Here is a 22,257-nt window from a genome sequence, read left to right as displayed (position 1 = left end):
TGCAGGCTGCCGCGCCGAGAAATCAGAAGCCGAGCTTGCGCAGCTGCTTGGGGTCGCGCTGCCAGTCCTTGGCGACCTTCACGTGCAGGTCGAGGAAGACCGGCGTGCCGAGCAGCGCCTCGATGTGCTTGCGCGACTTCATGCCGACCTCCTTCAGGCGGGAGCCCTTCGGGCCGATGATGATGCCCTTCTGGCTCGGCCGCTCGATGTAGACGTTGGCGTGGATGTCCAGCAGCGGGCGGTCGGCCGGCCGGTTCTCCCGCGGGATCATCTCCTCGACGACCACGGCGATGGAGTGCGGGAGCTCGTCCCGTACGCCCTCCAGCGCGGCCTCGCGGATCAGCTCCGCGACCATCACCATCTCGGGCTCGTCGGTGAGGTCGCCCTCGGGGTACAGCGGCGGGCTCTCCGGGAGCAGCGGGGCAATCAGGTCCGCAAGCAGCTGCACCTGGCTGTCGCCGACCGCCGAGACGGGGACGATCTCGGCCCACTCGAAGCCGAGCTCGGCGGCGAGCTGGTGGATGGCGAGGAGCTGCTCGGCCAGCTGCTTGGACTCGACCAGGTCGGTCTTCGTCACGATGGCGATCTTGGGGGTCTTCTTGATCCCCGCGAGTTCCTTCGCGATGAACTTGTCGCCGGGGCCGAGCTTCTGGTCGGCCGGCAGGCAGAAGCCGATGACGTCGACCTCGGCCCAGGTGGTCCGTACGACGTCGTTGAGCCGCTCACCGAGCAGCGTGCGCGGCTTGTGCAGACCCGGCGTGTCGACCAGCACGAGCTGGGCGTCGGGGCGGTGCACGATGCCGCGGACCGTGTGGCGGGTGGTCTGCGGCCGGTTGGAGGTGATCGCGACCTTGGTACCCACGAGCGCGTTGGTCAGGGTCGACTTCCCCGCGTTGGGGCGGCCGACGAAGCAGGCAAATCCCGCGCGGTGCGGGGCGGTGGGCTCGGGGGAACGATCGCTCATACGGGCCATTCTCCCCGATGCGGCTCCCAGCGCCGACCAAGCGGTGGCGATGAGGGCGAGAGCGCCGGCGAGCACGGCCGCCAGGCGGGGCCGCCCGGCGTAGTCGGCGGTGCCCTTGGCGGCCGCCTCCGCACCGCTGACCTGCACCGTTACCTCGGCCCACTCCACCGGGGGCGGGTCGCCCCACCGGGTGCTGAGGCGGACCCGCTGGCCGGGCAGCAGTTCGGCGGGCAGCCCGGTGAGCTCGCGGCCGAGCAGCCGGCGGCCGAGGGCGCCGGTGGCGGTGAGGGTGGCGCGGGGGCGGAGGGTGACGTTGCCGAGGTTGTGGAGCGTGTACGAGATCTCCGCGCCGGCGCCGTGCCGGGTGACGCGGACGCCGTCGACCGCGAGGGCGGGAGCGGTCGGACCGGTGACGCGCAGATAGATCCGGGCGGCGACGGCCTGCCGCACCCCGATCCCCTGCGCGGTGGCCGCGGCGGCCCGCTCCTCCAGCGCCACGATCGCCCCGGGATGGTCCCCGGGCTCCGCCCGCTCGGGAACGGCGACCGTGAACCCCACACTCGCCGCACCCCGGGCCGGGACGGTGATCCGCTCCTGCGCGAGCCTCGCCCAGGCGGCGGTGGCGCGGCGCGGCTCATCGGGGCCGCGGAGCGCGAAGCCGCCGTCGCGGGCGGTGTTGTAGGCGTCGGCGGCGTACAGCCGGAAGGTCCGGGGGCGGTCGGAGCGGTTGGCGACGGTGACGGAGTCGGCGACCGCGCCTCCGGGCGAGGCGGCGAGGTAGAAGTACGAGCGCTGCCCGATGCCATTGGCGACGGGCAACACGGACCACTGCCCGTTGTCGGCCGCCCGCCCCGCCCCGGCCCCGCAGAGCAGCAGGACCCACAGCCCGAGCCCGACGGCCACGACGCCGCGCGGCCGGCCCCTGCCCCGGCCGCGGCCCCGGCCCCGTGCGGCGGAGTCCCGGGGGCACCGGCCGAGGGTCCGGTTCATGACAGGGTCAGCGTCAGTACCGCCGTGTACGACCCCGGCGGGGTGTACGGCGGGACGTGGAGGGCGACCTCCGCGTCCACCGTGAACGTCCCGCCCACCAGCGGCGCATCCGCGGTGGACGCCAGCACCGCCCCCTCCGGCCCGACCACACCCGCACTGCCCGGGGTGCAGGTGCTCGGGCTGCCGGCCGCGGCTGTGCACGACGGCGTCCAGGTCAGAGACCGCCCCGGGATGCGGAGCCCGTTCCCGCCCCCGAAGTCCGTGACCTTGCCGATCAGCGACCACCCCGCCGGCCCGCCCCGCGCGTCCTTGACCGTGACCGTCCCGATCCGCCCGCGGGCCGCGCCGCCGTCCCCGTACGGGACCGCGCCCAGCACCACCGGCTCCCCCGCCTGGGTCATCGCCAGCGCGCCCGGTTCCACGACCGCCGTCACCGTCTGCGTGCCCGGGGGGAGGGGGGCGGGGTCGGTCTTATGCGTGCCTTGGGGGCGGGGGGCCGGGTCGATCACCGTGTACGCCGCCGGGCCCGAGCCCCGCTCGCCCGACCAGGCCGCGCCCTCGAAGGCCACCACCCCGGTCGTCGACCTGTCCGTGACCGCCAGCTCCGCCAGGACCGCGCCCAGCCCGTCCGCCGTGGCCGCCACCCGGTCCCCGGTCTCGGCGGCGCCCGCCCGCCCGGCCACCGTCACGGCCGCCCCCGGGGTGAACCCCGCGCCGCTGACCTTGACCCGCGCGCCCGGTTTCCCGTACGCCGTGCCGAGGGAGACGACGCGCAGGTCGGCCAGGGGCAGCGGGCTCGGGCTCGGGCTCGCGGTGAGCCGTTCGGAGACCGGCGTTCCGGTGGCGGTGCAGGCGGTGTCGAGGTCCAGCAGGTGGCTGGTGTGCAGGGTGTAGTCGCCCGGAGCCAGGGTGATCTCCCCGTGCGCGGTGACGGTGAACGTGCCGGTCATGGTCACCTCCGGCAGTGCCGCTCCCACCTCGACGGGGTCGTTCCGCTCGGCACCCACGACCGTGACCTCACCGGACTGCGCCCCCGCGAGCAGGATCCGCCCGGTCGGCGTCAGCACATCGGCGGGCAGCCCCGCGCCGACCGGGTTCACGGCGGGGGTCCTGGCCACCCGGTACGTCACGGTGACCGTGTCACCGACCCGCGGCGCCGGGTTGTCCACGGTGATCCGCGCCGTCGTCGGTCCGTCGGCGGGCGGCAGTCCGGCCTCCTGCGGCGGCAGGCAGTGGGTCGGGAACTCCACCTGCCCCGGGGGCGTTTCCCCCTCGGCGGCGGCCGGCGCGCTCAGCGCACCCCCGGTCGCGGCCGCGAGCACGGCCATGCCGACGGCCGCCGACCATCTCCTGCTGCCCACCCGGCCCGCCCTGCCCGCCCCTGTGCGCACTGCCCGCCCCCTGGGTTCCGTCCCGCCGACAGGGGGCCATTGACGAGCGGGCGACGGGAGAAGTCAATGCACGGGCCCGGCATTAACTGATGGCCCATCAGAAGCTGGCAGGGTGTTCGGCCGCCCCGCCCGTGGCCGTGTTCTCGCGGAAGGTCCGCCGGTACGCCGTCGGACTCACCCCCAGCGTCGCCTGCACGTGCTTGCGCAGCGACTGCGCCGTCCCGAACCCCGCCTCCCGCGCCACCTGTTCCATCGGCAGATCCGTCTGCTCCAGCAGCCGCCGGGCCCGTTCCACCCGCTGCCCGACGATCCACTCCCCGGGGCTGACGCCGGACTCCTCGCGGAACCGGCGCGTGAACGTCCGTACCGACATGGCCTCCTGCCGGGCCATGTCGACCAGCCGCAGCGGCTCGTGCAGCCGGTCCAGCACCCACGCGCGCGCCGCCGTGGTGCTGGCCAGCTGCGGCTCGGGCACCGGGCGTTCGATGAACTGGGCCTGCCCGCCGTCCCGGTGCGGTGGTACGACGGTCCGCCGGGCCACCTCGTTGGCGACGGCCGCGCCGTGGTCGCGGCGCACGATGTGCAGGCACAGGTCGATGCCCGCGGCGACTCCGGCGGAGGTCAGGACGTCCCCGTCGTCGGTGTAGAGCACGCCCGCGTCCACCTTCACCGCCGGGAACAGCCGCTGGAAATGCTCGGCGGAGGCCCAATGGGTCGTCGCCCGGCGGCCGTCCAGAAACCCCGCGGCGGCCAGCACGTAACCACCCGTACAGATGGAGACGAGCCGTGTGCCGGACCGGATGTACGCGAGGGCCGCGGCGAGCTCGGGCGTCAGCCGGGCCTCCTCGTACACGGGCCCCAGCTCGTACGAGGCGGGCACCACCACCGTGTCGGCCGTGGCCAGCAGCTCGGGGCCGTGCTCGACCTGGACCGCGAAATCGGCGTCCGTGCGCACCGGCCCGGGGGCGAGCCCGCAGGTGAGGATCTCGTACAGCGGCCGCCCGGCGGCGTCCTTGGCCCGGCCGAAGATCCGGTGCGGGATGCCCAGCTCGAAGGGCAGCAGCCCGGTGAGGGCGAGTACGACGACGCGATGCGCGTTCCGCTTCGACTCCATGGCCCGATCGTAGCGAACCATGTCGTTCAGGCCACTGTCGCCGGATGCCCCGCAGGCCGGAAGCTGACCGCGTGACCCAGCAGACAGCGCGGACAGCGCAGGCAGCGCCCTCACCCACCCCGACGGCCTCACCCACCCCCACGGCGCCGGCCGGCCGCGTCCACCGCGCCTGGTTCGTCGCGGCCGTCGCTTTCGTGACGATCATCGGCGCCGCAGCCTTCGCCTCCCTGCCCGGACTCCTCATCGAGCCCCTGCACCAGGAGTTCGCATGATGATGCTTTGGGGAACTTCCACTCCGGCAGAGGTGGGCACGTTGTCAAGGTAACGCCCGCCCAATCCGTCTCGGGCACTCCATGCAACAACGTGCATACCCACGACGCCCTGGCAACACAAAGCTCCCGGTTCACAGGTTGTGAGCCGGGAGCCTCTGCGTCACACAGGGTCAGGCGTGAGCCTTCTCGATGGCCTCGAAGATGTCGGCGTCGGTCTCCTGCTGCCACTTCTGGAGGTCGGGCCAGTCGGCCACGTAGCCGGGCTTCGGGTCCTCGAAGTGCTTGAACATCTGAGCGGTCCAGCAGGTCGCGACGAACCGGCCCTTCTGCTCCCGGGACAACCGGGCAGCGTGGCCACTGCTGATCTCGATGAACTGGCGGACTTGCTCGTAGACAGAGCCTGCGGCCTCGCGCTCCCACTGGGGGGTGTCGTCCCACGGGGTCACATAGCCGGGCTTGGGCTCACCCGGGAAGTGCTGGTGAACGCCTGCGATCCACGCTTCCCGGAACAGTCGTGCACCTTCGATCTGCGACATGCCATCCCCTCTCGTCACTGCGTGCTCAGCGTGGCGATCTCCGCCCCCAGCTCCGCTACGCGGTGGTCCCCGGCCAGGGGGCCGAACTCGCTGCACAGGGCTTGGAGTCTACGGGCGACGTAGCCCGAGGCTGAGGCTTGCGCCAACTGGACGGCTTCCCGCCCGTACACGATGACCTGTTCGGGGTCCCGTCGCTTGGCACCGATGGCGGCGAGATCAGTCAGCACAGCACCTCTGCGCCGGTAGGACTGCCCGGACGCGAGCGCGGTCTGTTGCAGCGCTTCCGTCAAGGTCTCCTCCGCCAGGTCGAGGCGACCGAGCTGCACGTAGCGCGCGCCCCGTTCCTCCGCCAGGCGCGTTCCGTCGAACCGGAGCCATCCGCCGTTGGTGCTGTCCGAGGTGAGGTCCTTGACCTCCTCTGCCTGGTCCAGCGCGCGCTCGCACGCCGCCAGGTCACCGAGACCCGCGTACGCCTCCGCCTGGACCGATGCGACCCAATGGCGGGTCGAGAGGCCGTTGTCCCCTCGTGCGGCCAGCCGCTCGGCCGCGCCAAGCATCTGCGCCGCCTGGCGGTAGCGGTGCTCGGACATGTCCACGTAGGCATGCCGTACGAGGGCGCAGGCCCACAGGTCGTAGGCCCCAGCATCCTTGCTGACCGAGGCCGCAAGCGAGTACGAGGCGGCGGCGTCGGTGTACCGGTTGCCGTCGAAGGCGACTTCGCCGGCCATCTGGAACAGGTCGGCCGCCGCGCTCAAGAGCGGGCGAGAGCTCCCTCGGCTGGTTGCCAGGGCCTCGTTCAACGTCGTCAACTGATCACGGATGACGGGGTAGACCGAGCCCTTCGAACGGGCCAGTTGGTAGACCTGCCACAGGTGGCTGTTCATCCGCTCAAAGTCGGCGGGCGTCCCTCTCAACACCCCGTCCGTGAGGGCTTCGGCCTCATCGACGGGCAGGGCGGTCAGCGCCCCACTGACGGTGAGGATGCGAAGGAATTCGCGGCGGATCATTTCGTCGGGATCTCCCGCGCTCGGGTGGTCATTGACCTGCTGCCCTGGTGCCTGCTGGCCTGTGGCCCGTAGCTCTGTCAGGAGGGCGTCCAGCTCTTGGAGGCTGACTTCGAGTGCGATTGCCAAGCCTCGCCGCTGGGGTGGTTGCGGTTCGATCCTGCCGCTCTCCCAGCGCCCGACCGTGGTGCGGTCCACACCGAGTAACCCGGCCAATTTCTCCTGACTGTAGCCCAGGGTCTTGCGCCGTTCGGCCAGTCCCATGACGACCCCATCCCGCGACTTTGAACTCTTCGGCACCCGTGCACGGATCTGCGTCAAGCCTGCCGCATTGATGCCGTGGAGTCCGCTGACTTCCAGCGCTTTCCTTGGAGTTGTCGCGAACGAGGCGGGCACGGAACGGCGGAAGGGTGCGAGATGGCAACGCAGAACGGCGCTGAGGGTCTGGCTCTGGACAAGGGTGACGAGCCCCGCGTTCTCATGACGTTTCGCGTATCCCGTGACTCGGGTCGCTCGTGGTCGCAGACGACACGTGTTCGGTCGAGTGACCCATACGTCATCTTGTCGGACCCGGGGCGCTATCCGCCCTGCGAGTGCGCCCGCTGCGTCGGTTCCTCGACCGTGTCGGCCCGTGAGCTGCGTCCGGCAGCGATCGAGCCGGGGGCGGCGTAGTGCACGGCTTAGGCAGGTGGGTACTCCGCCGGTTCGGGCGGTTTGCTGGCCCCTTGTACCTGGCGATGATCCTCGGCTCAGCGGTCCTGTACGCCGCCGGCATCATCGCCACCTCGTAGCCGCTCGGCTCGCCTGTTCGACCTCAGTCTTCCCGCCGGGTTTCCGGCGGGAGTTCCCCAGAGAAAGGGAAGTTCGATGGTGGAAGAGAACCAGGGTTCGGTCGCCCCCGAGGGGGGTGGCCTGCTCGTGGCGAAGCGCAAGATCGTCGCTGCGCGGACCCGCGCCGAGCAGGAGTCTGACGTCAGCAGCGGCCGTTCCGACGGCAACGACTGACGGGGCCGCCCACGATGGTTGATGCAGCCTCGTGGGCGGGGCGTCTGGGCGGGGACACGTTCCTCGCCCAGACGTACCACCGCTCCTACGCGTACTTCCCCGGCACCGCCGACACGGCGGGCCTGTTCTCCTGGGACGACCTGAACCGGATCATCGCCACGCAGCGACTGGAGCCGCCTCGGCTGCGCCTGTCGGCCGACGGCGAGATGGTCCCCCTTCACCGCTACGCGATCCCGACCACGAACCGCCGCGCGGTCACCTGGTCCCGCATCCAGCCGGCCGACTTCCACGCCCAGCTCAAGGACGGTGCGTCCCTGGTCCTGGACGCGGTCGAGAAGATCCACCCTGCGGTGGGTGCGGCTGCCGAAGGTCTTGAAAGGTTCCTCGGCACGTCCGTGCAGGCCAACGTATACGCGTCCTGGACCGATCGGGAGGGCTTCGGCCTGCACTGGGACGACCACGATGTCGTGGTGATGCAGGTTCACGGCTCGAAACGGTGGCGCTTGTACGGCTCCACCCGTGAGGCTCCGACCTTCCGGGACGTGGAGTCGCCGGAGAGGCCCGAGGGCGACCCGGTGGCGGACATCGTTCTCGCCCCTGGTGATGTGCTCTACCTGCCGCGCGGCTGGTGGCATGCGGTCACGGCTGACCAGGGGACGGAGTCGCTTCACCTGACGTTCGGCATGGTCCCGCACACGGGCGCGGACCTCATGCTCTGGGTCGTGGATCAGCTCCGGTCCTCCCTCGCGCTGCGGAAGGACATTCCCCGGTTCGCTTCGCTGCCCGAGCACTCCGACTTCATCGCCGCCCTACGTCGTGAGGTGCTGGACGAACTGGCGGACCCCCGGCTGGTGGAGCGGTGGGCGGAGTCGATCGACACGACCGACCTGGGGCACGCAATTCCCTCGCTGCCCTACGTGGACGGGCTGCCCGCACGGCCGGAGATCACGGTCAAGCTGACCGCCCCGCGGGGCCGTCTGACGGCGAACCCCGCACATGGCACGGTCACGTTCTCGGCGGCCGGTACCGCCTGGGACTTCGCCGAGTCCGCCGCGCCCGCCCTGGGCACACTGCTGACCGGTCAGCCGACCACGCTCGGCGATTTCGCCGACTCCGCCGGACTGGAGGTTAAGGACGTGGCCGAACTGGTCTCCGCCCTCATCGAGGGCCAAGCCGTCGCAGTCGTGGGGACGGCGCTGTGACTGCCGCGCTCTCCCTGGGGACATACCGCGTGCGTGCCGTCAGTCAGGCGGCACGCACCGCCCTGGCTGCGGGTAGTCCCTGGGTGGACACAGCACCCAACTACGCCCACGGCCGGGCGCATGAGGAGTTGCACCCGGTTCTCGGGGAGTACCCGACCGTTCGGGTGGCCACGAAGACGGGGTTCCTCACGGGAGAACAAGGCCGGGCTGCCCTGGCCGAGGGCGTGCTCCCCCGCGAAGAGGCGTTCAGCGGGCACAGCCTTGACCCGGGCTTCGTCCGATGGCAGACGGAGCGCTCGTTGGCCGTGCTCGGCCGCGTGGACCTGATCTTCGTCCACAACCCGGAGCACGATGGGCACGGCCTCGACCGTGCGGCTCTGCACTGGCGTGTGCGGGACGCCTTCACGGCGCTGGAAGAGTTCGCCCACGCGGGCAGGATCGGCGGGTACGGCGTCGCCACCTGGTCGGGCCTGCGCTCCGGAGCGTTCAGCGTGCCCGAGCTGCTCGCGCTGGCCCAACAGGCGGCGGGTTCTGCCGAGCATCACTTCACGGGCTTGCAGATGCCCGTCAGTCTGATCATGGACGATCCGATCAGACAGGCACTCAACGGCGGCGGACCTCTGGTGCAAGCGAAGGACGCTGGACTGATCACCTTCGGCTCCGCACCCCTGCACGGCGGCGAACTACTGGATGCCATGACACCCGAACTGGTGAACCTCATCCGCCCCGGCCTGTCGGCCTCAGCCGCTGCGCTCCTGGCTGCTGGATCATGCCCCAGCCTCGACGTCGTCCTGACTTCCACGAGCACCCGCGAACACTGGGACGATGCGGCTAAGGCTCTGGCTGCGCCGCTAACAGCCGAGGAACTAGGGAGGGTGACCGATGAACTCGCCGCCGACTGACGACGTACAGACCCTGATGGAGGCCGCCCACAACCGGGCGGCCAAGGCTCTGGGCCTCACGTGCAGGGGTCCGCTGGCGTGGGGCTTCCAAGGTGTCACCCTCGGACGCCGGGCAGGAAACCAGTGGCTACGGGTGAGCCGGTCTGCGAAGAGGAACGCGGGCAGGAAGCGGGGGGAGGGCATCGTAGGGGCCTCTCTGCTCGTGCCCGACGGCGTCCCGCGCCCGCGCCTGTACGAGGTGCACGACTGGACTGACGGCAAGTGGGCCTTCGAGGCTGAAGTCCTCGACTACGTCCGGCAACCCGTCGTGTCTCCGGACCGGGCCGATCTCGACCGCGACCCGGCGTTGCCCGATGAGTGGTGGACTGGCCTACGTCAGGCCCTTGACCTGATAAGTCAGGCGGAAGGTGTGAAGACAACCGTCCGGGACGGGTGGATCGAGCGTGCCTTCCCCCAGTTCCTCGGCATCCCGGCCCCTGCGAAGGTGGAGCGGGTGACCGGTCACGGTGACCTGCACTGGGGCAACCTCACGACCATGCCCCTGACTCTGCTGGACTGGGAGCGGTGGGGCCTGGTGCCCTTCGGCTACGACGCGGGCCTTCTCCACGCCAACAGCCTGCTCGTTCCCGACGTGGCCGACCGTATCCGGCTGGAGTTCGCTGCGGTCCTGGACACCCCAGCCGGCCGAGTCGGAGAGCTCACGGCCCTGGCGGAGATGCTGCAAGCCGTAGCCCGTGGCTGGTACCCGGACCTGGCCCCGGGCCTTCTCGCTCGCGCGGAGTCACTCACGGGCGTTCGGCCACCGGTCCCGCTGCACTCCGAGGTCAGCGCCTGACAGTCTCATCGTGTGCCGAGAACCCCGGCGTCAGCGATACGCCGGGGTCTCTGCCTCCGTGTGCGCCTGCCTCAGGCGCTCTCCCCAAGGTGGCGGTACAAAGTGGCACGGCCGATTCCCAGGGCCTTGGCGATGGCTGTGACGCTCTCTCCCTTGACGTGTCGGGCACGGGCTACGGCTAGCTTGTCGTCGTCCACGACGGACGGACGTCCACCGACGTTGCCCTTGCGGGCCGCAGCGTCCAGCCCTTCCAACGTCTTCTCTCGGATGCCCTCCCGCTCCACCTCCGCGCTCACGGCCAGGACGGCGAACACGATCGCGCCTGCCCCGTTCGGGTCGTAGACCCCCTGCAAGGGGCCGGACAGGAGTTCCAGTTGGATGCCGTCCGCCTGAAGGGTGGAAGACAGAGTCATCAGCTCTGCCGCACTGCGGGCAAGACGCTTCATCTCCACCACGGTCAGGATGACGGGCTGATTCGGTGCGGCTGCCTTGATCTCCCGTGCCAGCGTGAGCGCCTTCTCAAGTTCCGGCCGCTCCTTCACACGGGTGCTGATCTTCTCCGAGAACACGCGGGTGCAGTCAGCGCGGGCCAGCATGTCCAACTGCGACTGGAGTTCCTGTCCAACGGTTGAGCAACGGGCGTAGCCGAGTCGGATTGCTGCGCCCGGTATCGCGTCGGGCACCTGCGGAACGGGTGTGCCTGCCGTCCATGCCTTGCCGGGGTTGCGGTCGGCCGGAGTCTTCACGGTCAGTTCCGCCTTGAGCGCGGGCACCAGGGCGAAGCGGCCCGTGTGGTAGTTCGCCGCCACCTTGCCCGTGGTCGTGCGGCAGGGGCTACCGGCGGGGGCACCGCACTTCGGGCAGGCGTGACGCTCGACCTGTGCGGCCGGGGTGTTCGTGGTCATGACGAGACAGTCCCATAAACGTGTCCCGAAAGCCAGTGCTCAGGGAGATGCTTAGGGACGGGTTTCGGGACGGTCAAGGGGGAGCGAAGCGGACATCCCCCGAGACTGGCGAAGCCGTCCCGATAACGAAGGTTTTCGAGACGGCGACTTCAGGTGATCGCTGTGCTCGCCCGAGGGGCGGTCTCGGCTAGACCTCACCTTCCCCCATGGCTCGCGCGTCACCACGACGGGGGCGCTGTGCGATCGACTACCGCTAATCTGATGGGAGTTGACCTGGCGCCAGTAGCTTCCAATGGGGGACGACGTGACGGCTGGTAAGGACGGATCTCCCGACAAGGAGCAGGGCAAGATGGAGCCTGCCAGCGGGCAAGCGGAAGGGCCGGCTGTTCACTTTGGTGCGGTCAGTGGAGCCATCCACGTAAGTGGCCATAGCAACGTGTTCATCGGCGATAACCATGCAAACGTTCAGTCGGACGCAGCGCTGGGCGTTAGTTGGGGGCGGGAGCGAGAAAGCCTCGCCGAGCAGCGTCAACGCTTCTTCTTCGACTTCTTGAAGCACTCCCTCAAGCAAGCCGAGTGGACGTTCCGGTTGAGCGTTTGGTTCATGTCTGGCGGCGCGGCCGTCATCCTGGCTGGCGGTGTTCTGGCGCTGGTGCACGCGGGGAATCCGGACCTCAGCTATCTACCGATCGTGACGAGCTTGACGGGCGCCCTGATCACGGTCGGCGGTGGCGCGCTGGCAGTCCACGCGCGCCGCGCTCGCGCCCATGTCACGGAGCAGGCCGACCGCATGGACGTCAAGATCGACCTTGATCACAAGCTGGAGACGGCCACCACGCTGATCGACCGGGTTGAAGATCCGGTAACACGCGATCGCCTCAATGCGGCTGCCGCGATGAAGGCACTGGACATGCAGTCGAGTCCTGATGTGATGGTTGACCGCCTTCTGCCGGAGCAAGGATCCCGTCAGCCTGGCGAAATCGAGTCGGGTGGTTCCGCTCGCTGATGCCGACCGCAGCGGGAGGGGCAAGGTCTGACGCCCGCCAGAACGGCGGCGGAGCAGACAGCCACGAGGCGCGACGGCGACGCCAAGGGGTGGTGTATGACCCCCTGAGCCCTAACCGCCGACCGCCATGTCTTAGCCGCTCAGATCCTGCCACGGTTACAGACCTCGCCAAGGCCGCGGCGAAGCGAGGCGGCGGCGGAGAAGTAGCAGGTAGAGATGCTGCGCCGCACATGGCCAGCGCCGGGAACCTGCATGAGAGTGAAGCCTTTCGAGGCTTGCCATACGGGGCTTCCCTCTGTGGCCGCGTAGCGGCCCCTTGCCCGTGCGCCTTGCCTTGATGTGCTTCGCTGCTGGGAGCGCGCAGCGCCCCACATGGCTAGCTTGCTGGTCTTCCTGATGCTGGCCCCTTCGCGGCCCCTCGTACGAGGTGTCTTCAGGTTGTGCGGCCGGAGGCCGCCACTGCTGCTTACTGCTTACCTTTTCGCCGCTGACGTAAGTACGTAGGCGGCTTCGCTATGTCGGCCCGGGGCCGCAATGCCGTCTGCCCTGTGGCTTGCGTCTGCACGTCTTGCCATCGACGTACTCACGAGGCTTACCAAGAGAGAATAAGAGGGGGCCAGCACATAACCCCAGGTCACGCGGTTGCAGCGACACGCGACGTATGTCGCTGAGCCCTCGATCGACACACTTCCTGTGTCGCTTCTCCACTGAACGGCACGCCTCGTGTGTCGGCTACGGCCTGAAGCGCTTGGCCGGGCGCACGCCGTGCACGTCGCACGTGATGTCGCCGATGCCCTTCTGAAAGTGGTGCTCCGGCAGCACGAGACAGAGGCGACTCGACTCCGTCTTGACGAGGCCCCACTCCTTGGCTCGGCGCACGTGATTGTTCACGGCGTCCTTGCTCAGTACCGCTCCGTCCTTGCCCGCGAGGATCTTGTTCAGCTCATCCGGCGGGAACTCGGCGTGTCCTATCTGGTTCGCCCAACCCATGGCCGCGTACTCGACGCGGTGGCGGTAGTCGAAGCGCGGGTTCCTCGCGCGCTCCTTGTAGTGCTCCTGAGACACGGCGGCGAAGTCGCCTTCGAACTGGAACGGCGTACGGCCCACTGTGGTAGCCCCTTCCTGTGTGGCGCGGTGCGCCAGTGACCCCCGCCGGACGGCGGGACATGTGCCTCCCTTTCTTCGCGGGGGTGAGCCGGCCCACGGATGGCACGGTCTCTTCACAGGGCGCCCAGGCTTAAAGCCTGGACTCGGTCTCGTGCAGTCGGGAGAGACGGCGGCGACCTGGCCCGGAATGCTACAGCACTGCTGTGGCCGGGCCGACTTCGGACGCCCGCGAGGACACAACGTAGCCCCGCCCTCGAAAGGTGAGAGCGGGGCCGAAGTCGAACGGGGCAGGCTACGCGTTGTGTTCGTCGGAGGTGTGGTTCCACTCCACGGTCATGTAGTCGTCCACAGTCATCTTCGCCGCCTTCTTGAAGCCGTTCGGGCGCATGGTGATCGTGGTGATGAACTTGACCCATGCGCGACGGACGGGAAGCGGAGTGTGCGGCCAACCTTCGATCAGGCCTGCGATGCCCGAGACGGGGTCGAGCAGCGGAAGTCCAGTCACCCCGGACAGTTTCGACTCGACCTCTTCGAGCCTGGCCCGGATTGCTTCCGTACCGGCTGTCATCTGCGACAGGGTGATGGATCCCGAGGCGTAGACCAGCGCCAAGCCGTCGAGTCGTTCCCGCAGTGCCTGCGCTTCCTGGTGAAGGTGGGCTGAGTCGTCGCTCTGCTCCTTCTGCGTGGCCAGGATCGAGGGCAGGAAGTCGGGGAACACCAGTCGTGCGAGGACGGCGTTACCGGCTCTCTTGTCGGCGATTTCGCGGGGCACACGGACGTGCTTCTGGCCGCACCGGTAAACCGGGGTTCCCCGGTACATGCCGCCGCGTACCGTCTCGCCGCAGCGCTCGCACGTAGCCAAACCCGCCAAGAGCGTCTGTGGGGCGCTTCCAGTTCGAGCGCCACCCGTGAAGCGAGTGGGACTGTTCAGGATTGCCAGCAGCCCGTAATGGGTCTCCTCACTCAGGATGGCGGGCCACTGTCCCTTGCCGACCACTTCGCCACGGTAGGTGGCTTGTCCGATGTAGCGGGGCGAGATCAACACCTTCTTGACGCCGCCGACGCCCCACCCCTTTGCCGCCTCCTTTGCGTTGCCGGACGAGGAGCGCGGAGCGAGTAGACCAAGGTCGATCCAGTACCGGGCGACGGCCGCCAGGGTCTCGCCCTGAAGGATCATCTCCGCCCCTTTGCGGATCGCGTCCGCCTCGGCTTCGACCACGGTCACGTAGTCGTCGGCGTACCCAAATGTTCGAAGCCCTGCCTTGTGTGGCTTGCCTGCTTTCGCTGCCTGCAAGTTCGATGCCTTCTGTCGGAGCGCCTTCTGTTCGCCCTCGTACTCCGCCCACGCCGTAATCGTCTTGGCTGTTGCCCGACCGGCAGGGGTGCTCAGATCGAGGTGTCCGGCATGGATAGCGTGGACGTTCACACCGAGGGCGATCACCCTCAGCAGGTCTTCCGTCTTGCGGACGAGTCGGTCAGTGTGCCAGACCAGTATGGCTTTCGGCTTGGACATCAGCAGGGCTTCGAAGCCAGGGCGAGCCTTGCCCGACGTGGCGCTGATGTCGTTGTCGGACAGGACTTCAAGCACGGTCCAACCACGGGCTGCGGCGAATGCTCGACACTCGTCCTCTTGACGCTGAACGCCCAGCTGGTCGCCGTTCCGGTCCAAGCTGAGTCGTACGTAGATGGTGACGTCCACCTGTCCTGCGCTCCCCTTGCTCGTGCACGCTCTCGATGATGCCTGGAGGGGACCCCCCCTTAGTGCCCCAGAATTACACCACGAGTTCGACTGGTCGCGCGGCACGATCGGCTTCGCCGTCTCCGTGAACCTCGCGCTGTACGGTCTCACCGCGCCGTTCGCGGCCGCGATGATGGACCGCTTCGGCATCCGCCGGGTCGTGGCACTGGCCCTGCTGGTCATATCCGGCGGCTCGGTCGCCACGGTCTGGATGACCGCGTCCTGGCAACTGGTCCTGTTCTGGGGCGTACTGGTGGGCCTCGGCAGCGGTTCGATGGCACTGGCCTTCGCGGCCACGGTCACCAACCGCTGGTTCACCGCCCGCCGGGGCCTGGTCACCGGCATCCTGACCGCGGCCGGCGCCTCCGGCCAGCTGATCTTCCTGCCGCTGCTCTCCTGGCTGGTGGAGCACCACGGCTGGCGTCCGGCGGCCGTGACGGTCTCGCTGTCGGCCCTGGCCGTGGTCCCCTTCGTATGGCTGCTGCTGCGCGACCACCCGGCGGACGTAGGGGTCGCGCCGTACGGCGGCACCTACGCGGAGAAGCCCGCCCCCGCCCCCGGCGCGGCCCGCCGAGCCGTCACCGTGCTGTTCAAGGCGGCCCGGACCGGCCCGTTCTGGCTGCTCGCCGGCACCTTCGCGATCTGCGGCGCCTCGACGAACGGCCTGGTCAGGACCCACTTCGTGCCGGCGGCCCATGACCACGGCATGCCGGTGACGGCGGCGGCCGGGCTCCTGGCGGCGATCGGCGTGCTCGACGTGGTCGGCACGGTGGCCTCCGGCTGGTTCACGGACCGCTTCGAGGCGCGCCGCCTCCTCGCGGTCTACTACGCCCTGCGCGGGGTCTCCCTGCTCTTCCTCCCCATGCTGCTGGCGCCGTCGGTGCACCCGCCGATGGTCTTCTTCATCGTCTTCTACGGCCTGGACTGGGTCGCGACCGTCCCGCCGACCATCGCGCTGTGCCGCGAGCAGTACGGGGAGGACAGCGCGATCGTCTTCGGATGGGTCCTGGCCTCGCATCAGGTGGGCGCGGCGGTGGTGGCCTTCCTCGGGGGCATCGCGCGGGACGTCTTCGGCTCGTACGACCTCGTCTGGTACGCGTCGGGCGCGCTCTGCGCCGTGGCCGCGCTGATGGCGATGGTCATCCGCCGCCGCCAGGGCGTGGATTCAGGCGGTGAGGGCGCGCACGTGGCGGGGTGAGAGGTGCAGCTCGTACGGCGCCCAGCAGTCGGAGCTGAGCGTGGCGACCAGCGTCCCGCAGGCACAGAGCTGGTTCATCCCGCCGTCCGGGCTCGCCCCGCAGCAGGCGTACGCCGCGTGCTCCAGCTCCAGGCCGCGGGCGTCGTCGGGGTTGATGACGATGTTGCCGCGCGGCCCCTGGGAGACCAGGTACCGCCCCTCGGCGTCGATGTGGGCGCCGAAGCGCGGGTGCGCGGGCCCCGGCGTGTCGCAGGCCACCAAGGGCGCGCCGTACGGCTCGGGTTCGATGGCGTAGCACCCCGACGGCACGGTCGCCGGCAGCGGCCCCTCGGCCCCGCCCTCGGCCCCCAGGTACTCCCCGTACGGCGCCTCGGGGACGGCGGACAGCCGCCGCAACGGCCCCGTCAGCACGGCCCCGCACGCGGCACACGCGAACGCGAACACGGCGCCGACGTCAGCCCTGGCGGCCCGCCCGCAGCCGGGGTCGTCCTGCCCCGGGAGCCCCGGGTCCGGCGCGCCCTGGCCCGGTGAACCGCCGGGATGATCGCGGGGAAGGCGCCTCTCGTCCATGTCCCCGACCCTACCGAGCCGCGCCCGCCGCACCCCGGCCCGGGGCGGGGCGGCATCTCCCGGCGCCGGGCGGGGAGATGGCGGCGGCACGGCAGGGGGCCGCGGAAGCGGACGGCAGGGCCCGCGGAAGCGGAGGAGGTCAGCCCGCCGGGGTGGTGGACTTGAGGGTGCCGTCCGGGGCGGCCAGGAGGACCGGGGTGTCCGGGCCGCCGAGGTCACGGACGGCCGCGCGGTCGGCGTCCGCCGGGGCATCGGCCGCGCTCACCACGGCCGCGGCCTCCAGGGACCGCGCCCCGCTCGCCACCGCCATCGCCACCGCGGTCTGCAGCGCGCTGAGCTTCAGGGAGTCCAGTGCCACCGTCCCGGCGACATAGGTGCGGCCGGTCTCGTCCCGGACCGCCGCCCCCTCGGGCACGCCGTTGCGGGCCCGGGCGCTGCGCGCCAGCGTGATGATCTTGCTGTCCTCGGGGTCGATCCCGGTGCTGTCGGTCATGGGCGAAAGCATAGGGAGCGCCTCGGCGCAGCCGTGCAACGACCCCGCCGAGGCGCTCTCCCCGCTATCCGCCGGCCCCCGGACCCCGTGCGGTCAGGGCCGGTCCAGCCGCAGCCGCTCCGCCCGGGGCAGTCCCGCGACCACCAGGTCGTACGAGTCCTCCACCAGCTCCCGGACCATCGCGTCCGGCAACCCGCCCACCGTCACCGTGTTCCAGTGCCGCTTGTTCATGTGCCAGCCCGGCTCGATCGCCTCGCGCTCGGCCCGCAGCCGCACCGCCAGTTCCGGCTCGCACTTGAGGTTGACCTTCAGCGGCTCCGCGTCCAGCGCCGCCAGCGCGAACATCTTCCCCAGCACCTTGAACACCGAGGTCTCCGGGGTGAACGGGAACTCCTCCACCGCCGCGTTGAAGCTCAGGCAGAAGTCGCGCAGCTCCTTCGGGGTCACTCCCCGTCCTCACCCTCGGCCGCCTCCGCGATCACCGGCTCCACCAGCACCGTCACGATCTTGTTCCGCCGCCCCGCCGGGGATTCGGCGGTCAGCCGCAGCGGCCGCCCGTCCGGCAGCTCCACCACCGCGGACGCGCCCGCGATCGGGACCCGCCCCAGCGCCTTCGCCAGCAGCCCGCCGACCGTCTCGACGTCCTCGTCGTCGTAGTCCTCGACCTTGAAGAGCTCGCCGAGGTCGGTGATGTCCAGCCGCGCCGTCACCCGGTAGCGGTCCTCGCCCAGGTCCTCGACGGGCGCGAGCTCGCGGTCGTACTCGTCGGTGATCTCGCCGACGATCTCCTCGAGGATGTCCTCGATGGTGACGATGCCCGCCGTACCGCCGTACTCGTCGACGACGACGGCCACGTGGTTGCGTACCGACTGCATCTCGCGCAGCAGATCCCCCGCGTTCTTGGTGTCCGGTACGAAGACCGCCGGCCGCATCGCCGTCGAGACCAGGTCGGACTCCGCCTCGCGGTTGATGTGCGTCTTGCGGACGAGGTCCTTCAGGTACACGATCCCGACGATGTCGTCCTCGTTCTCCCCGGTCACCGGGATGCGCGAGAAACCCGACCGCAGCGCGAGCGTGGTCGCCTGACGGATCGTCTTGTACCGCTCGATGCAGACCAGATCCGTACGCGGCACCATCACCTCGCGCACGAGCGTGTCACCCAGCTCGAAGACCTGGTGCACCATCCGGCGCTCGTCGTCCTCGATCAGCGATTCCTTCTCCGCCAGGTCCACCATCGCGCGCAGCTCGGCCTCGGAGGCGAACGGCCCCTTGCGGAAGCCCTTCCCGGGCGTGAGCGCGTTGCCGATGAGGATCAGCAGCTGCGGGATGGGGCCCATGACCCTGGCCAGCGGTACCAGTACGTACGCGGCCGCCGTCGCCGTGTTCAACGGGTGCTGGCGGCCGATCGTACGAGGGGACACGCCGACGGCGACGAACGAGACGAGCACCATCACGGCGATGGCCACGAGCAGCGCGGTCCAGTTCTCGCCGAACTCGTCGAGGCAGACGTACGTGACGAGCACGCCCGCCGCCATCTCGCAGGTGACCCGGACCAGCAGGGCCACATTGACGTAGCGGGTGGGGTCGGCGGCGACCTGCGCGAGCTTCGCGCTGCCGCGCCGGCCTTCCCGTACGGCCTGTTCGGCGCGGAAGCTGGAGACCCGGGAGATCCCGGACTCGGCGCACGCCGCGAACCAGGCCACGACGACCAGCAGCACCGCGCCCGTGATCAGCTGGGGGGCGGCGGTCACGAGACGGTGGGGGCCGGTGACGGGCCGGTCATACCGCGCTCACCGCGCCAGCCGTCGACGATGGCCGCCTGCAGCCCGAACATCTCGGCCTTCTCGTCCGGCTCCTCGTGGTCGTAGCCGAGCAGGTGCAGCACCCCGTGGACGGTCAGGAGCTGGAGCTCCTCGTCCATGGAGTGCTGCGTCGGGGCGTCCTCGCCCTGCCTCTTGGCCACTTCCGGGCAGAGCACGATGTCGCCGAGGAGCCCCTGCGGGGGCTCCTCGTCGTCCTTCGCCGGCGGACGGAGCTCGTCCATCGGGAAGGACATGACGTCGGTGGGTCCGGGCAGATCCATCCACTGGATGTGGAGCTGCTCCATCGCCTCCTCGTCGATGACGATGACGGAGAGCTCGGACAGCGGGTGGATCCGCATCCGGGTGAGCGCGTAGCGGGCGATGTCGAGGATCGCCTGCTCGTCGACCTCGGTTCCGGACTCGTTGTTGACGTCGATCGACATGGTGCGCTGAGTTCTACTTCCCGTGTTGGCCGTTCCGGCCGTCCTGGATGTCCTCGTACTTTTCGTACGCGTCGACGATACGGCCGACCAGCTTGTGCCGGACGACATCCTCGGACGTGAGCCGCGAGAAGTGGATGTCCGGAACCCCTTCGAGGATCGACTGCACCTGCCGCAGGCCGCTCTTGGTACCACCCGGCAGCAGGTCGACCTGGGTGATGTCACCGGTGACGACGATCTTCGAGTCGAAGCCGAGCCGGGTCAGGAACATCTTCATCTGTTCCGGACTGGTGTTCTGCGCCTCGTCGAGGACGACGAACGCCTCATTGAGCGTCCTGCCGCGCATGTACGCCAGGGGGGCCACCTCGATGGTGCCGGCGGCCATGAGGCGCGGGATCGAGTCCGGGTCGATCATGTCGTGCAGTGCGTCGTAGAGCGGGCGCAGGTACGGGTCGATCTTGTCGAAGAGCGTGCCGGGCAGGAAGCCGAGCCGCTCCCCCGCCTCGACGGCGGGCCGGGTCAGGATGATCCGGCTGACCTGCTTGGACTGGAGGGCCTGGACCGCCTTGGCCATGGCGAGGTAGGTCTTGCCGGTACCGGCGGGGCCGATGCCGAAGACGATCGTGTTCTTGTCGATCGCGTCGACGTACCGCTTCTGGTTGAGGGTCTTGGGACGGATGGTGCGGCCGCGGCTGGAGAGGATATTCTGGGTGAGCACCTCGGCGGGCGTCTCCTCGGGCCCGTTTCCATTGCCGTTGCCGCTCGCCTTGAGCATGGCGATAGAGCGTTCCACTGCGTCCTCCGTCATCGGCTGCCCGGTGCGGAGCACCAGCATCATCTCGTCGAACAGGCGCTGGATCAGGGCGACTTCCACCGCATCGCCGATCGCGCTGACCTGATTGCCCCGAACATGGATGTCGGCCTTCGGGAAGGCCCTCTCGATCACGCGCAACAGGGCGTCGCCAGAGCCGAGCACGGTCACCATCGGGTGCGAGGCCGGGACGGTGAAGTGGGCTCGCGCCTGCCCGGGCGCGGGGGTGTGGGCTGTCGGTGTCTGAGTCATGGGCCGGCACTGTGGCCTGCGCATACCTCCCGCTGAGGGGCCGCGCCGATCGACGACCTCCGGACTACCAAGGGTACGACTCCGCCGCCGCATCCCCGAGGCCTTTTCCGCCACCGCTGGCCTGGCCGCCCGGCACACGGAAACCCCCTGCCGGCGCCCCCGCCGCCACCGCGGCCCCGGCCCCCGGACGCGGCCACCCAGAGGCACCCCCGGCCCGCCCCCAGGGCTCGGCGGCGCGGCGTCCCCGGTCGCGGATTCTTTCGGCGTGGGACGACCGGCCCCCGGTGTTGCCCGCGCCGGCCTGCCCTGGCCCCGCGAGGTCCCCGCCCGGGACGGGAGCGAGGAGGCGGGACCGCGCGGCACAGGGGCCCCCAGGGCCGGGGTAGCCCCAGGGCCGGGGGCAGCCCCAGGGCGGAGGGCAGACCCAGGGCGGGGGAAAGCCCCCAGGGCGGGGGGCAAGCCCCGGGCAGCGGGCCCCGGCGGTGGAGCCCCGGCGGTGGGGCCCCGGGCGGTGGGCCCCGGGCGGTGTGGCCGCCCCGGGGGTGTTCGATCGCCGGCCAGGCGTTACGCGGAGTGGCGGAAGCCGATCGTCGGGACCGCCCGGCGGCGGGCGGCCGGGGTTTCCGTCGGGGGGATCAGCTCGTCCAGGAAGGCGTAGCGGCCGCGCAACGCGTCCGGGGCCGTGCGCCACCAGTGGGACACCTCCGGCCAGCCCGGCGCCGAGAGGGAGCCGCCGAATTCCTGGACCGACAGCGCCGCCGTGAGGCCCGCGAAGGCGAGGCGGTCGGCCAGCGGCCACTCCGCCAGGGTGCCGGTGACGAAGCCCGCCACGTACACGTCCCCCGCCCCCGTCGGGTCCAGCGCGTCCACCGTGATCCCGGGGACCTCCGCCGTCTCGCCGGTCCGGCCGTCCACCGCGTACGAGCCCTCCGCGCCCATCGTCACCACCGCGATCGGTACCAGCTCCGCCAGCGCCCGGGCCGCCGCCCGAGGACAATCGGTCCGCGTGTACCGCATCGCCTCGCCCGCGTTCGGCAGGAACGCCTCGCAGTGCTCCAGGTCGGCCAGCGCCCCCAGGTCCCACCGCCCGCTCTCGTCCCACCCCACGTCCGCGAAGACCCGCGACCCCTGCCGCGCCGCCGTCCCGATCCACTCCTCCCCCTGCCCCGGCCCGAGGGAGGCCACGGCCGCGCGGGCGGCCGGCGGGCACTGCGGGAACCGGCCCGCCGGCGGTGGAGCCTCGTGGCCGTGCGACACCATCGTGCGCTCGCCCTCGTAGGCCATCGAGACCGTGACGGGGCTGTGCCAGCCGGGGATCGTCCGCGACATGGACAGGTCGATGCCCTCGCCCTGTTCCAGCGCGTCCCAGCAGTACTCGCCGTAGTGGTCGTCCCCGAAGGCCGCGGCCAGCGAGGTGCGCAGGCCGAGCCGGGCCAGGGCCGTGGCCATGTTGGCCACGCCTCCGGGGCTGGAGCCCATGCCGCGCGCCCAGGACTCCGTACCGCGCACCGGGGCCGAGTCGAGGCCGGTGAAGATGATGTCGAGGAAGACGGTGCCGGTCAGGAAGACGTCGCAGCCGGGTTCTTGGGGATCGCGCAGCGGACCGAGCGGATCCACTGCTGCGGTGCGGCTGGTGCGGCTTTCCCGACTGGTCACGGTGTACTCCCCGTTGCTGCCTATGCGGATCTGCGGGCCTGAAGGACTGAGGCGTCGTTTCTGT

Annotated in this window: 21 protein-coding genes and 2 pseudogenes; 7 read left to right on the top strand and 16 right to left on the bottom strand. The window is 70.3% G+C overall.

Going from position 1 to position 22,257, the window contains the following annotated elements:
• Positions 1-22: 22 nt before the first annotated feature.
• From era to J7I97_RS02025, 4 genes and pseudogenes are all read right to left on the bottom strand, one after another.
• A complete protein-coding gene (gene era, locus J7I97_RS02035) occupies positions 23-973 on the bottom strand; it encodes a GTPase Era (RefSeq protein ID WP_214930611.1) in 951 nt (316 codons plus the stop codon).
• 501 nt (positions 974-1,474) lie between these two features.
• A pseudogene (locus J7I97_RS40140) lies at positions 1,475-1,954 on the bottom strand (WxL protein peptidoglycan domain-containing protein); the annotation flags it as partial.
• Positions 1,951-3,282 (bottom strand): WxL domain-containing protein, encoded by a 1,332-nt coding sequence (locus tag J7I97_RS02030; protein ID WP_214930610.1) that lies wholly within the window; start codon positions 3,280-3,282, stop codon positions 1,951-1,953. The gene J7I97_RS02030 and the pseudogene J7I97_RS40140, both read right to left, overlap by 4 nt.
• A gap of 160 nt (positions 3,283-3,442) precedes the next feature.
• Positions 3,443-4,459, bottom strand: a complete 1,017-nt coding sequence (locus tag J7I97_RS02025; RefSeq protein ID WP_214930575.1) for a GlxA family transcriptional regulator — start codon at positions 4,457-4,459, stop codon at positions 3,443-3,445.
• 44 nt (positions 4,460-4,503) lie between these two features.
• Here J7I97_RS02025 and J7I97_RS02020 point away from each other — a divergent pair.
• Positions 4,504-4,725, top strand: a pseudogene (locus J7I97_RS02020) (MFS transporter); the annotation flags it as partial.
• 176 nt (positions 4,726-4,901) lie between these two features.
• Here the strand turns inward: J7I97_RS02020 and J7I97_RS02015 are convergent.
• Together J7I97_RS02015 and J7I97_RS02010 are read right to left on the bottom strand one after the other, a co-directional pair.
• Positions 4,902-5,267: a hypothetical protein gene (locus J7I97_RS02015; protein ID WP_214930574.1), complete on the bottom strand. Its 366-nt coding sequence runs from the start codon at positions 5,265-5,267 to the stop codon at positions 4,902-4,904.
• 14 nt (positions 5,268-5,281) lie between these two features.
• Positions 5,282-6,535 carry a helix-turn-helix domain-containing protein gene (locus J7I97_RS02010; protein ID WP_214930573.1) on the bottom strand — a complete coding sequence of 418 codons (1,254 nt, stop codon included), beginning with the start codon at positions 6,533-6,535 and terminating at the stop codon, positions 5,282-5,284.
• Between the two features lie 603 nt (positions 6,536-7,138).
• Here J7I97_RS02010 and J7I97_RS02005 point away from each other — a divergent pair.
• The 4 genes from J7I97_RS02005 to J7I97_RS01990 are packed head-to-tail and all read left to right on the top strand — an operon-like array spanning position 7,139 to position 10,215.
• Positions 7,139-7,276, top strand: coding sequence for a hypothetical protein (locus J7I97_RS02005; RefSeq protein WP_214930572.1), 138 nt, complete (start codon positions 7,139-7,141; stop codon positions 7,274-7,276).
• A 14-nt stretch (positions 7,277-7,290) separates the two neighbouring features.
• Positions 7,291-8,478 (top strand): cupin domain-containing protein, encoded by a 1,188-nt coding sequence (locus J7I97_RS02000; RefSeq protein WP_214930571.1) that lies wholly within the window; start codon positions 7,291-7,293, stop codon positions 8,476-8,478.
• On the top strand, positions 8,475-9,380 hold the full coding sequence (locus J7I97_RS01995; protein WP_214930570.1) for an aldo/keto reductase: 906 nt from the start codon (positions 8,475-8,477) through the stop codon (positions 9,378-9,380). Before J7I97_RS02000 ends, J7I97_RS01995 begins: the two co-directional genes overlap by 4 nt.
• Complete coding sequence (locus tag J7I97_RS01990) at positions 9,361-10,215, top strand: hypothetical protein (protein ID WP_214930569.1); 855 nt, start codon at positions 9,361-9,363, stop codon at positions 10,213-10,215. The genes J7I97_RS01995 and J7I97_RS01990 overlap by 20 nt, the downstream gene beginning before the upstream one ends.
• Positions 10,216-10,286: 71 nt before the next feature.
• Here the strand turns inward: J7I97_RS01990 and J7I97_RS01985 are convergent, their stop codons facing one another.
• Positions 10,287-11,120, bottom strand: a complete 834-nt coding sequence (locus J7I97_RS01985) for a recombinase family protein (protein WP_214930568.1) — start codon at positions 11,118-11,120, stop codon at positions 10,287-10,289.
• Between the two features lie 292 nt (positions 11,121-11,412).
• Between J7I97_RS01985 and J7I97_RS01980 the strand changes: the two genes are divergently transcribed.
• Entirely contained in the window at positions 11,413-12,126 is a 714-nt protein-coding gene (locus J7I97_RS01980) for a hypothetical protein (RefSeq protein WP_251058389.1), read from the top strand.
• 732 nt (positions 12,127-12,858) lie between these two features.
• Here the strand turns inward: J7I97_RS01980 and J7I97_RS01975 are convergent.
• Positions 12,859-13,233, bottom strand: a complete 375-nt coding sequence (locus J7I97_RS01975; RefSeq protein ID WP_214930567.1) for a hypothetical protein — start codon at positions 13,231-13,233, stop codon at positions 12,859-12,861.
• A gap of 292 nt (positions 13,234-13,525) precedes the next feature.
• Positions 13,526-14,932 (bottom strand): recombinase family protein, encoded by a 1,407-nt coding sequence (locus tag J7I97_RS01970; protein WP_214930566.1) that lies wholly within the window; start codon positions 14,930-14,932, stop codon positions 13,526-13,528.
• Here J7I97_RS01970 and J7I97_RS01965 point away from each other — a divergent pair.
• Positions 14,919-16,169, top strand: coding sequence for an MFS transporter (locus J7I97_RS01965; RefSeq protein WP_374195430.1), 1,251 nt, complete (start codon positions 14,919-14,921; stop codon positions 16,167-16,169). The two genes, J7I97_RS01970 and J7I97_RS01965, sit on opposite strands and share 14 nt — an antisense overlap.
• On the opposite strand, the gene J7I97_RS01960 is transcribed toward J7I97_RS01965, so the two are convergent.
• From J7I97_RS01960 to J7I97_RS01930, 7 genes are all read right to left on the bottom strand, one after another.
• A complete protein-coding gene (locus J7I97_RS01960) occupies positions 16,137-16,739 on the bottom strand; it encodes a hypothetical protein (RefSeq protein WP_214930564.1) in 603 nt (200 codons plus the stop codon). The genes J7I97_RS01965 and J7I97_RS01960 overlap by 33 nt on opposite strands.
• Positions 16,740-16,878: 139 nt before the next feature.
• The gene (locus J7I97_RS01955; protein WP_214930563.1) at positions 16,879-17,232 is read right to left on the bottom strand and encodes a cytidine deaminase; all 354 of its coding nucleotides are present in this window, start codon (positions 17,230-17,232) and stop codon (positions 16,879-16,881) included.
• Between the two features lie 93 nt (positions 17,233-17,325).
• Positions 17,326-17,679 carry an MmcQ/YjbR family DNA-binding protein gene (locus tag J7I97_RS01950; protein ID WP_214930562.1) on the bottom strand — a complete coding sequence of 118 codons (354 nt, stop codon included), beginning with the start codon at positions 17,677-17,679 and terminating at the stop codon, positions 17,326-17,328.
• Positions 17,676-18,983, bottom strand: coding sequence for a hemolysin family protein (locus tag J7I97_RS01945; RefSeq protein ID WP_214930561.1), 1,308 nt, complete (start codon positions 18,981-18,983; stop codon positions 17,676-17,678). The genes J7I97_RS01950 and J7I97_RS01945 overlap by 4 nt, the downstream gene beginning before the upstream one ends.
• On the bottom strand, positions 18,980-19,477 hold the full coding sequence (gene ybeY / locus J7I97_RS01940) for an rRNA maturation RNase YbeY (RefSeq protein WP_214930560.1): 498 nt from the start codon (positions 19,475-19,477) through the stop codon (positions 18,980-18,982). The genes J7I97_RS01945 and ybeY overlap by 4 nt, the downstream gene beginning before the upstream one ends.
• A 13-nt stretch (positions 19,478-19,490) precedes the next feature.
• Positions 19,491-20,537, bottom strand: a complete 1,047-nt coding sequence (locus tag J7I97_RS01935) for a PhoH family protein (protein ID WP_214930559.1) — start codon at positions 20,535-20,537, stop codon at positions 19,491-19,493.
• Between the two features lie 564 nt (positions 20,538-21,101).
• Positions 21,102-22,193 carry a PfkB family carbohydrate kinase gene (locus J7I97_RS01930; RefSeq protein WP_214930558.1) on the bottom strand — a complete coding sequence of 364 codons (1,092 nt, stop codon included), beginning with the start codon at positions 22,191-22,193 and terminating at the stop codon, positions 21,102-21,104.
• Positions 22,194-22,257: the final 64 nt, after the last annotated feature.

Origin of the sequence: Streptomyces sp. ISL-87 (genome assembly GCF_018614095.1) — a bacterium.
Classification (GTDB): Bacteria; Actinomycetota; Actinomycetes; order Streptomycetales; family Streptomycetaceae; genus Streptomyces.
Note: the sequence above shows the minus strand (reverse complement) of the source record. Positions and strands in the feature narration are given on the sequence as shown.